Source organism: Nostoc sp. XA010 (genome assembly GCF_020829625.1).
In the GTDB taxonomy this organism is placed as follows: Bacteria; Cyanobacteriota; Cyanobacteriia; order Cyanobacteriales; family Nostocaceae; genus Nostoc.
The window spans coordinates 298,843-310,086 of sequence record NZ_JAIVFX010000005.1; the positions used below are offsets into that span (position 1 = coordinate 298,843).

At 40.2% G+C, this 11,244-nt stretch carries 13 protein-coding genes; 7 read left to right on the forward strand and 6 right to left on the reverse strand.

Going from position 1 to position 11,244, the window contains the following annotated elements; translation table 11 throughout:
• Positions 1-38 precede the first annotated feature (38 nt).
• A complete protein-coding gene (locus LC608_RS10600) occupies positions 39-797 on the reverse strand; it encodes a YebC/PmpR family DNA-binding transcriptional regulator (RefSeq protein WP_229553490.1) in 759 nt (252 codons plus the stop codon).
• 193 nt (positions 798-990) lie between these two features.
• Between LC608_RS10600 and LC608_RS10605 the strand changes: the two genes are divergently transcribed.
• Positions 991-1,488, forward strand: coding sequence for a DUF1772 domain-containing protein (locus tag LC608_RS10605; RefSeq protein WP_229553491.1), 498 nt, complete (start codon positions 991-993; stop codon positions 1,486-1,488).
• A gap of 92 nt (positions 1,489-1,580) precedes the next feature.
• Here the strand turns inward: LC608_RS10605 and LC608_RS10610 are convergent, their stop codons facing one another.
• From LC608_RS10610 to LC608_RS10620, 3 genes are all read right to left on the reverse strand, one after another.
• A complete protein-coding gene (locus LC608_RS10610) occupies positions 1,581-3,149 on the reverse strand; it encodes a metallophosphoesterase (protein ID WP_229553492.1) in 1,569 nt (522 codons plus the stop codon).
• 92 nt (positions 3,150-3,241) lie between these two features.
• Complete coding sequence (locus LC608_RS10615; RefSeq protein WP_229553493.1) at positions 3,242-3,667, reverse strand: type II toxin-antitoxin system VapC family toxin; 426 nt, start codon at positions 3,665-3,667, stop codon at positions 3,242-3,244.
• A 7-nt stretch (positions 3,668-3,674) separates the two neighbouring features.
• On the reverse strand, positions 3,675-3,890 hold the full coding sequence (locus tag LC608_RS10620; RefSeq protein WP_229553494.1) for a hypothetical protein: 216 nt from the start codon (positions 3,888-3,890) through the stop codon (positions 3,675-3,677).
• Between the two features lie 544 nt (positions 3,891-4,434).
• Here LC608_RS10620 and LC608_RS10625 point away from each other — a divergent pair.
• The 5 genes from LC608_RS10625 to pstB all read left to right on the forward strand — a co-directional run bounded on the left by LC608_RS10625 (position 4,435) and on the right by pstB (position 9,448).
• A complete protein-coding gene (locus LC608_RS10625) occupies positions 4,435-5,589 on the forward strand; it encodes a sulfate ABC transporter substrate-binding protein (protein WP_229553495.1) in 1,155 nt (384 codons plus the stop codon).
• An 82-nt stretch (positions 5,590-5,671) separates the two neighbouring features.
• A complete protein-coding gene (locus LC608_RS10630) occupies positions 5,672-6,673 on the forward strand; it encodes a PstS family phosphate ABC transporter substrate-binding protein (RefSeq protein WP_229553496.1) in 1,002 nt (333 codons plus the stop codon).
• Positions 6,674-6,722: 49 nt separating this feature from the next.
• Entirely contained in the window at positions 6,723-7,664 is a 942-nt protein-coding gene (gene pstC, locus LC608_RS10635) for a phosphate ABC transporter permease subunit PstC (protein WP_229553497.1), read from the forward strand.
• A 5-nt stretch (positions 7,665-7,669) separates the two neighbouring features.
• Positions 7,670-8,569 (forward strand): phosphate ABC transporter permease PstA, encoded by a 900-nt coding sequence (pstA, locus tag LC608_RS10640; protein WP_229553498.1) that lies wholly within the window; start codon positions 7,670-7,672, stop codon positions 8,567-8,569.
• Between the two features lie 51 nt (positions 8,570-8,620).
• Positions 8,621-9,448, forward strand: coding sequence for a phosphate ABC transporter ATP-binding protein PstB (gene pstB / locus LC608_RS10645; protein ID WP_229553499.1), 828 nt, complete (start codon positions 8,621-8,623; stop codon positions 9,446-9,448).
• A 239-nt stretch (positions 9,449-9,687) separates the two neighbouring features.
• Here the strand turns inward: pstB and LC608_RS10650 are convergent, their stop codons facing one another.
• Both LC608_RS10650 and LC608_RS10655 read right to left on the reverse strand, forming a co-directional pair.
• On the reverse strand, positions 9,688-10,122 hold the full coding sequence (locus tag LC608_RS10650; RefSeq protein WP_229553500.1) for a DUF3368 domain-containing protein: 435 nt from the start codon (positions 10,120-10,122) through the stop codon (positions 9,688-9,690).
• Entirely contained in the window at positions 10,115-10,366 is a 252-nt protein-coding gene (locus LC608_RS10655; protein WP_073645131.1) for a UPF0175 family protein, read from the reverse strand. The genes LC608_RS10650 and LC608_RS10655 overlap by 8 nt, the downstream gene beginning before the upstream one ends.
• 253 nt (positions 10,367-10,619) lie before the next feature.
• Between LC608_RS10655 and LC608_RS10660 the strand changes: the two genes are divergently transcribed.
• A complete protein-coding gene (locus LC608_RS10660; RefSeq protein ID WP_229553501.1) occupies positions 10,620-11,045 on the forward strand; it encodes a hypothetical protein in 426 nt (141 codons plus the stop codon).
• The last annotated feature ends 199 nt before the right edge of the window (positions 11,046-11,244 follow it).

The following is an 11,244-nucleotide window of genomic DNA, read 5'->3' on the forward strand; positions in this document are numbered from 1 at the left end:
ATAACTGCTATTTGCTTATAATGCCTGTTGAATTGTGATTAAGAAATGCTGAGAGCCATTAATTCTTCTGCTATATCAAAGTTAGCTGTGACATTTTGTACGTCATCCAAGGCTTCTAGAGTATCAATTAACTTGAAAAGCGATCGCGCCTGATCTGGCTCGGTAACTTCTACACTATTACTAGGAATCCAGCGCAATTCGGCATCAGTTACCTTAAAGCCTTGATTTTTGAGTGTCTGGCTAAGGGTTTCTAAATTGCCAATGTCAGTCAATACCTCAGCCATCTCATCTTCAGTCATCTCATAAGACTCAGCACCGCCTTCGAGGGATGCTTCTAAAAGCTGTTCTTCGTCAAACACACCCTGCACTACACAAACGCCTTTTTGGTCAAACATCCAGCTAACGCAACCTACTTCACCAAGATTGCCACCATTTTTACTAAAAGTTACACGCAAGTCAGCAGCAGTGCGATTACGATTATCTGTGAGGGCTTCGATTAAAATCGCTACACCACCGGGGCCATAACCTTCGTAGCGAATCGCTTCAAAAGTAGCATTATCGCCGCCAGAAGTGCCTGCACCTTTAGCGATCGCTCGTTCAATATTATCATTGGGAATACTCGCTGCCTTTGCCTTGTCAATTGCCGTGCGAAGTTGAAAATTCAGCGCCGGATCTGGTACACCACTTCTAGCCGCAACGATAATCGCCCGCGATAACTGAGTGAAGGTTTTTCCCCTTTTTGCATCCACTACCGCTTTTTGGCGCTTAATATTTGCCCATTTACTATGTCCTGCCATAATCTGAAATTATCAAAACTCTATTTAAGATTAAGATATAAACGCTTGCAATAACCATGATTTAAGATAACGTGAGTTCGACGAAACTAAAAAACAGCAGGAGGTGTTTTACTATTAATTGTCATACTTGAATTATGGCTGAATTCAGAAATGGGAATCAACTGGCAAACGAGAGCGTCATTTAGGAGGATTCATGATGCTTATAAAAAGTTGGCGTTTTATAACCCTCATCCTGTCTGCCCTGGTAACAGGAATGGCATTCTGCCATGCGCTAGAACTTCCGGCAAAAATGCAGTACTCTGCGTCGCAATACATTGCAATTCAAAATAGTCTCTATGTGGCATTTGGACCTCCCAATATTGGTGGATTTGTTGAAGTTACTGCGCTACTGACAGCGATCGCTCTGGCTGTCCTAGTCCGTAAGCGTCGTCCTGCTTTGCAACTGACGTTAGTGGCGATCACATTTATGCTGCTGGCATTTCCAGTAATTTTCTTTGCCTTCACAGAACCCGCAAACGTGGTCATTCGCAGTGCCACACCCGAATCGATTCCGGCAAACTGGGAACAACTCCGCCACCACTGGGAATATTCACACCTAGCGCGATTTTTTTGTTATCTAGCCGCACTCAGTGCGCTTGTAATTTCTGTTCTAGTTGAAACACCTGTACGGTATGTGCGCGATCTGGTCTGAATAGTCTGATGCAGTTAAATAATCAACTCTTGACATTCTTAACTAGTAGATTGTACTTAGTATGTAATTAACTGCGCGAACTGTATCGCCGTTTAAATCACAAAAGGTTCAAGTTCGCGGTTATGCCACTCATCTTCAACCCGTTCAGTAATAAGCGGTCTGATGATAAACTTGGGTGGGCAACCATCTAGAACATCAATCCGCACACATGAGTAAGGCAGGCGGTTCTGGAAATTGTAATCATGACGACCCACAAAAAGCGTTGAATCGGCAACTTTCCGAGTGGGTTTACCTGGAATTTCCGTAAAAGTTTCCATTAATTCAGTCCCCTCTTGCCGTTGATAACGGGGACGATGACCACTACCACCAGAGATAATGCAGTTAATGTGGGAGTCAGCAAATCCGGTATCAGTTGTGCAAAGATGCTCTAAACAGTGAGCATGACCGTTTAAAATTAAATCCACTATGGGACGTTCTTTAATTAGAGAACCAAGAGTTTCTGCCACTTGTTCAAATACCCAGCGTAAGCGGTGGCGAACCGCCAAGGTTTGTGCTTGATTCCACTTTGTAGCTTCTGTAACATAGGGCGGATGGTGGAAAAAAATTACACGTCCGCGTACTTCGGAGGTGTTCCAAGATTCGATTAGTCTGCTACGCAACCATTCAAGTTGTTCAAAATCTATCGCAGGCATTTTATGAGATGCCAATTGTTTTTCAATATCGATTTTAATCTCATCAATTTGGTCTAATTTGGCACTAAGATCATCAAGTTGTTCCGCGTCAGTGGATTTATCGGGATTGAGGCGATTATATATTTCCAATATCTGCAATTCTTCTTGATCTATTTCCTGGCGACGCTTTTGCAATTCCCGACGGTAAATTTCCCCCTCTTGAGTTGCAGGTAAAGGTGATGGTGTATTAAAGGTATTAGAATCCAGTGCGAAAAAATCAATCCCGCCATAACGAAAGGTGTAATAGCGATTGGGTAAGCGGGTAAACTGTCCAGGTTCGTAACGCAAACAGCGTCCTGTGTTGGTTTTAGCAGTGTAGTGTTGATCTAAATGACGTTCTAATTCTGGGGAAGACATCGCCCCTGTATAGTCCATAAATGCTCGTGCATAAGCATTACCTTGATACGATCCATGCCAGCCAATCTCAATATCTTTGTAGCGGAACAGGCGACGCAATGAAGATGTTGTTCCAGTAAATAAACGGTACATCAACGGCACATCATAGTAATCATGATTACCTAGTACTGGTAAGAATGGCAGATTAAACACCATGCGATCATAAGGAATGTCTTTCGGGTTGTCGCCACCGACAAGAAATTCCCGGTAAGGCTCAATAAAGTTTGTTGAATAATACTCTTGGGAACCTACCACATAAATTACATCGCCTGTGTGCAACACAAAACTGCAATCATCGCGGTGAGTCAACATTAGTTCAGCAACTTTTCGTTGGGGATGTTGCCGATAATGCGATTGAGTGCCAGAATCACCGATAACCATAAAGGAAAATTCTGGACTATCTTCTCTGCGATCGTCAATAACTATGCTGGTTTGATCAATTCCCCGTTGCACAAAACTTGGATGCATCCACCGCACCCGTTCCTTCATCTTTTGAATTTTTACAGGAATCGGTGGATCGGAAATCAATTTCATGGCTGATAACTCTTGAATGCCTAATGCATAAGCAGATTGTAACGAAATATTTAATTGTCATTAGTCATTTGTGAATAACCAATACCTAATTTTTAAGGCAAATTTTCTCGTAGTAATGCTCGAAAACCTGCTTGTTGAAAATGCTCATCAGCAGTCAATGCTTCCGTGATTCCGCTATATTGCATCACTATAAAAGATACGCAATCCCCAAATCCCCATTCTTTCTCTGTTTGTTCTCGATATAGCTCGAAAGCACGTTCGTAGAGTTCTTGGGAAAGGGGGATAATTTCTACTTTGGAGTCTGCTACTAGAGAATTTAATAATATGATTGCCGCTTGACGATAAGGTTGTTGGGATAAGGCATTGCCAATTTCCAACATTACCGCCTGTGTTGTCACCAAACGAGTTTCTGCTGCTTGTAACATTTTAGCCAGATGTAAGGCTCGGTCATGCAAGCGATCGCTCGGTGCAGATAAGGCAATGGCAAAGGATGTATCAAGAAAGACTTCAGAATGCATGGAAAGTTTATTTACCGTATAAATATTTATCTATATTGGTACACCAGTCGGGTGGCCCATCTAAATTGAGTGATCGCGCCGTTTGCAGAAATGATACCGTTTCATGTTCACTTGGCGGTAAAATTTCAATACTGATTCGCACACGGGTATTGATTGGCAGTGCGATTGGTTCAGCCGGATAGAAGACTTTGCCATTAAAGACGGCTGTGATTTTTTCTACCATTGTTTGCAAAAAATGATTTTAGTCTATCCTAAGCTGGTTGTAGCAATAGGGGTAGAGTAAACGATGCAATAACTAGTGAAGATACTTATATCTGTCTTACAAATTGTATCGATTTTTCAGAATTTCTAAGCTACCAACTGAACTAATGTTAAGTGAGTTCGATGAACCTTTGCCTGTGTTGAACTAAAGTTCAAATTCCTCACCGACAGGCAAGAGGAACAAATTTTACATAGCAAAACCTCTTAGAGGTATCTTACGAACAAAAGAGGAAAGGTTTTTGATTTTTTCCGAATTCTTAGCAATAAATTATTCTGGCAATTTTATATATAAATACGTATGTAGGCTGTAAATAAATCAGCCTTTTGGAGGTGGGAAAAGCGCATAGCTTAAACACTATTTTTGCTACTTTAATCAGGAACTCCTGACTTAGTAAAAACTTACTAAAAATAATTAAAGCCAGATGATAACTATTGTTCTATATATCCTATAATCTTTTTAATTACGGTATCTGCCGATAAATACCGTATATTTAGGGGTGATTCTGATGAGTAAGTCGCAACAACTGACACAATTAAGTAAATTACTAAGTGAGGGGATACAGGCTTATGTCATGAAAGCTTTGCAGGCTATACAACTCTCGGATAAACACACAATTAGGAGTTGGTTCAATAGACACACTGTGCAAAGCTTTGTAAGCCTGTTTCTCATAGGTGCTTTTTTGAGTATAGCAGTTGCCTCCTGTGGAAGCAGTTCAGCTAGCAAAAATGATGTTAAGATAAAACTCGTTTCTTTCTCTGTCACCAAAGCAGCTCATGACCAGATAATCCCCAAATTTGTCGAAAAATGGAAGCAAGAACATAACCAGAACGTCACCTTTGAGCAAAGTTATGGAGGTTCTGGCGCTCAAACTGCTGCTGTCATTGCCGGTTCGCAAGAAGCAGATATAGTACATTTAGCACTTCCTCTGGATGTCAACAAAATTCAACAAGCAGGTTTGATTAAATCAGGCTGGGAAATTAAAGCTCCCAGAAGTGGTATTGTTAGTAGATCGGTTGCTGCGATCGTTACCCGCGAAGGCAATCCAAAAAGTATCAATACTTGGGCAGACTTGGCAAAAGATGGCGTGAAAGTGATTGCGGCTAACCCGAAAACTTCTGGTATTGCTATTTGGGAATTCTTAGCTTTTTGGGGTTCGGTAACTCTAACAGGCGGTGATGAGGCGACAGCGCTAGATTATGTCACTAAAGTTTATAGAAATACCCCTATTTTAACTAAAGATGCCCGTGAGGCTAGCGATTTATTTTTCCAAAAAGGTCAGGGAGATGTCTTAATTAACTACGAAAATGAGGTAATTTTGGCGGGTAAAAATGGGGCTAAGTTGCCTTATGTTGTACCCCAAGTGAATATCTCCATTGATAATCCTGTAGCAATAGTAGATAAAAACGTTGATAAGCACGGTACAAGAGAAGTTGCACAAGCCTTTGTTGATTTTCTTTACTCAACAGAAGCTCAACGGGAATTTGCAAAATTACAATATCGTCCTGTTAATCCGACTGTTACCCAAGAAGTAGCCTCACAACATCCGCCAATTAAAACTTTATTCACATCTCAAGATTTAGGTGGTTGGGATATTATCCAGAAAAAGTTTTTTGGAGATGGGGCAATTTTTGATAAAGTTCAAGCTGCAAGTAAAGCGTAATATCTTTTTTTAATGCCGCATGAGCTAGTTACAGATAGCCAAGCATAAGAAATTCTGATCACTTTATCTCAATTGATAAATTATGAGCTTTCGTAGCCGATTTAAGGATAGCTTTTTCCTGACATCTTTAATGCTTATTGCCAGCAGTATAACTGCTTGCAACAGTGGACAAGAATTGAAAAGTCAGGTGAGTATTGATGGTGCAGCAGTAGGTTTTTCTGTTTCTTTAGCAGTTGCAGAAGAATATGGTAAAGTGAAACCTGAAGCAAAAGTTAGTGTTGCCTCAAGTGGTACTGGTGGCGGTTTCAGTAAATTTTGTAATGGCGATATTGATATAGCTGGTGCTTCCCGTACCATTAGAGATGAAGAAATTAAAAAATGTAAAAGTAAGAATATTGAATTTGTCGAGTTGCCTATAGCTTTAGATGGCATTGCTGTAATTACTAATCGTCAAAATAACTTTGCCAAATGTCTGACTATTAAAGAATTGGGTAAGATTTGGGGCGCTAAATCAGACAGCAAAATCTTGACATGGAATCAAGTTAATCCCAAATTTCCTAACCAAAAACTGAAACTGTATGCTCCGGCTTCTGATACTGGAACATTTGATTATATGACTCAAGCTGTTACCGGCAAAGCCAAAAATGGTCGTACAGATTATACTCCCAGTCACAATCAAAACTTACTTGTGCAAGGAGTCTCAGGTGAAGCATCAGCTTTAGGTTATGTAGGCATATCTTACTATATTCAAAACCAAGATAAACTCAATCTAGTTGCTGTAGAAAGTCCCACAGGTAAATGTGAGAAACCAGTTCCTATAGATAATGTAATCAAAAATCTCTATACCCCATTGTCTCGTCCTCTGTTTATCTATGTTAGTAAAAAATCCTTAGATAGCAAGCCAGCAGTCAAAGAGTTTGTAGATTTTTATCTAGAAAATTCTTGGAAGTGGGTAGATAGCGTTGGTTATGTAGCATTACCTGATGAAGCTTACGTCAAGGTAAAACAAAAATTGGCTAGTGGTGAAACTGGGACAAAATTCAAAAAAGCAAAACCAGGTGAACCAATCATCAACTTTATTTAAATAAAGACCAGTTTTTGTAGTATGAATTTAGTAAAGGCTTAACTAATTTATGCAAAATCCCAATTTTCAAGACGACCCTTCTCTCCAGTTCAGAAAGTCATTAGAGAAAAATGCATTTGAAGATATCTCAGAAAAGATTATTGCGGTAATTTTATTTGCTTGTGCTTTAGTTTCGGTTCTAACAACCTTTGGTATTGTCGTAATTATCTTTCAGGAGGCATTTGGTTTTTTCCAAGAAGTTTCCTTTGCCGAATTCTTTCTTGATACTAAATGGACGCCTCTATTTGCAGATAGACATTTTGGTGTTTGGCCGTTGATAGCTGGCACTTTCTTAACTACAGTTATTGCTATGGCGGTTGCTATTCCTCTGGGTTTATCTTCTGCAATTTACTTGAGTGAATATGCTCAACCAAAAGTAGCAGCAATTTTACGTCCCGCAGTAGAGCTGTTGGCGGGAATACCTACAGTAGTATATGGTTACTTTGCACTGTTATTTCTCACACCATTACTGCGAAATATTATTCCTCTAGAAATATTTAATGCCTTGAGTGCAGGCTTAATGATGGGAGTAATGATTACTCCTACTGTTGGTTCTATTAGCTTAGATGCAATTCAAGCTGTTCCACGTTCTTTGCGGGAAGGAGCTTATGCTTTAGGTATTACTAAACTAGAAAGCATTTTTAAAATAGTTCTCCCAGCAGCACTTTCTGGAATTATAGCCTCAATTATTTTGGGTATTTCTCGTGCTGTGGGTGAAACGATGACTGTCCTTATCGCCGCAGGTCAACAACCAAAACTGACGATTAATTTTGCGGAATCAGTAGAAACGATGACAGCTTACATGGCGCAAATTTCTGGTGGAGATAGTCCGCGTGGTAGTCTTAATTTCAAGACTTTATATGCTGTGGGCGCTCTTTTATTTCTACTCACACTAGCTTTAAATATTGTTAGTTTCTGGATTGCTAATCGCTTTAAAGAAAAGTACGATTAATAGGTATGACGACAAGTTATCAACGAGATGAGTCTTTGGATTCGGCGGCAGAGTTTACTGAGAATGTTGAAAGTAGGGAGACATTAGGAAAAGTATTTGAAATACTTTTTTTGTTAGGGTTGCTGATTGGTATATTTATTTTGGCTTTGCTACTTTTCGATATTTTTCGAGATGGATTAGCCAGATTTTTAACACCCGGCTTTCTAACAGAAACTCCTTCTCGTTTTCCTGACCAAGGTGGCATCCGTCCAGCTATTGTCAGTAGTATTCTTTTAGGAATAATTGTGATTTTAGTCACTGTACCAATTGGTGTTGGAGCAGCTTTATATCTAGAAGAGTATGCACCTAAAGCTTGGTGGACAGTGATTATTGAGATTAATATCAGCAATCTGGCAGGTGTACCTTCCATTGTCTACGGATTGCTGGGTTTGGGAGTTTTCAATTATTTGCTTGGCTTCGGCCCCGCTTTGGTTTCTGGTGCGTTAACTTTATCTTTGTTGTCTTTACCAGTAATTATTGTGACAGCAAGAGAAGCAATTCGCGCTGTCCCGGATTCCCTAAGAAATGCTTCTTATGGATTAGGTGTCACTAAATGGCGAACTATTAGCAGTCACGTTTTACCTTATGCTGTTCCTGGTATTTTGACAGGGGTAATTATCTCTGTATCCCGTGCTATTGGTGATGCAGCGTCTCTAATTGTTGTAGGTGCTGTGGGTTTTCTCACCTTTAACCCTGGTTTGTTCCAGAGATTTATGGCATTACCCATTCAAATTTACAGTTACATTACTCGTCCTGAACCAGGTTTTGCTAGTGCAGCAGCAGCAACAATTATTGCGTTGTTACTCTTGATTTTAGTTTTAAATGGTGTAGCAATTTATATCCGCCAACGCTTTACAATACACTAGATAATTAAATATCTAATTGGATATATTCACAGTTATTAGGAGATACGCAAAATGACTTATAGCAACAGTAGAAGTCAATTAGATAGTGCCACAATCGACCAGGAGAATAACGTCTTCAATGTTGAAGGTGTAAAGGTCTATTATGGGGGACTTTTGGCTCTTTTAGATGTCTATTTAAAGATTCCTGCAAAACAAATTATTGCTTTTATTGGCCCTTCAGGATGTGGTAAAAGTACCTTACTGCGTTGCTTCAATCGGATGAATGATTTAATCCCTGGAGCTAAAGTTGAGGGTAGACTGAATTACCGCGATCGCAATATTTACGATCCTAAGATAAATTCTGTAAAATTACGCCGCCAAATCGGAATGGTTTTTCAAAGACCGAATCCTTTCCCTAAGTCAATATATGAAAATATTTCCTTTGGTCCGCGTGCTAACGGTTATAAAGGTAACATCGATGAATTGGTGGAAGATTCTCTCAGACGCGCTGCTATCTGGGATGAAGTCAAAGACAAACTCAAAGAGAAGGGTACTGCATTATCTGGCGGACAACAGCAACGACTTTGCATTGCTCGTGCGATCGCCATGAAGCCAGATGTATTATTAATGGATGAACCATGTTCTGCTCTCGACCCAATTTCTAGCCGCCAAGTAGAAGAACTCTGCTTAGAACTCAAGGAGCAATACACCATTATTATGGTGACTCACAACATGCAACAAGCTTCTAGAGTCGCAGATTTCACGGCTTTCTTCAATACAGAAATTGACGAGCATGGCAAACGTCGCGGAAAATTAGTTGAGTTTAATCCGACAGCGCAAATGTTCAGTTCTCCTCAAACTAAAGAAGCTGAAGATTACATCAGTGGACGTTTCGGTTAAAGAGCTTGTACTAAGTATTTAGGATAATAGACAACCTTGTACAATAAGGTAAAACTTTGTACAGGGTTTTGTTTTGTGATACTAGACTCACTAAAATAGCGATCGCACTACAGACTCAATCTATAATGCGTAGGAGAGTCACCCTATGCTACATAACACTCAAAAAATTTTGTTTGAGTTTTATCTGAACCCGCGATTAGTCTATTTCTCCGACATCCCGTAGCACTGCATCAATGAGGCTAGGTCGGATATAAATTCCATTGGTGCGTAACTAGCTCAACAATCAACCCTGCTTTTTTCGCCTTACGCAAAATGCCAAGAGTCCCTATCCGGCGAATTCCTAAGCGTTCTGCAACCCTTCGTGCTTGAGCATCATCCAAAAGTACCGTACTATCTGGAGTGGACTGAGCCAAGGCAATAGCTTCAGCTTCTCCACGATCAACTAGGATTGATAATGGTTCTAATATCAGGGCTTCAGGGGCTTGAATTTCCAACCAAGTTAACTGACTGACGGCTTGTGCGCCAGGTAAAGCTACACCTTGGATTGTTACTTCATCCCATACGGCTGTGGGAAGTAATATTCGCTGATAAAGTTGGGGTAAAAGTTCCAGTTGTGCGATAATTGCCAAGTAAATGAGGGGGCTGCTATCGGCAACGATGACAGAGTTAATCATCGCGCAATTCGTCGGCGATTTGGTCATCATCTAAGTTGATAACAGGGATTTGCAAACGTCCTAGTTCGTACATGAACTGCGGTTTGTTCATGCTGCAAAAGGCGGCGGCTTTACCAAGCGATAGTCGGCGTAGCTCAAATAGTTTGACTGCGAGCAAAAATGTGAGTTCTGCTTCTAACGCTTGGGGTGATTTACCGGAGGTAATAAGTAAGTCATCGGGATAATGAAGGGATAGGATGTGCATGATTCACTTCTGTGTTCCTGATTCCTAATTCTGTCTTGATTATGGCTTACACCAGTCCAACTAGCATAGCGAAGCGATCGCACCCAGTAGTGACTCAACAACAACTCGACGACTGGCTAAATCACGATTAAATCGCTTATCGAAGAATGATGCGCTGATGTTGCTTTGCATTAGCTTAATTCTGGAAAATATGCTGATGCTTAATAGTCCGAGATTAGAGTAATATTTAATATTAGTACTTATACTGTGTATTATGTTTAAGCTTTTGTCCTTGGCTTTAGTTACAGCTACCATTCTAGTAGCATCAATCAATAATCCCAGTAATACTTTAGCTCGAACTTGTGCCTCTAAGTGTGGGTCACACCCAATTCAGTTTACACCTGGGCAACACATCCGGGTTGAAGTTCTAAATAGCACACCTAACCCGATCAAAATTCAAAAACCTTCAGGGACTGATGCAATATCCTTGAGTCCAGGACAGAAATTAAATCTAGAACAAATAGAGGGTACTGAGCCAAATACATCTCTGATATTTTGGAGCGAAAAGGGTTTATCACTACAAGCAATTGTTTCCAAACCTAACTTTGGCACATTGCGGCTCGAACTCCGTCCAACTTTGCGCTCTCCTGGCGATCGCTCGTTATATATTATGGATGATGGTAGAATCAACGTGTTTTAACAGAAAAAAGTTAGGAGTTAGGAGTTAGGAGTTATGAGTTATGAGTTAAGAAATAACGGCATTGCTGATTGCAGTATGAAAAATAATTTTGCGTAATTTAAAAATCCTTGTAGAGACGTTGCATTGCAACGTCTCTACATCCAGATTCATCCCTCGATTCAGCAACACCGAAATAACTTTTAATTAAAAACTTCTAACT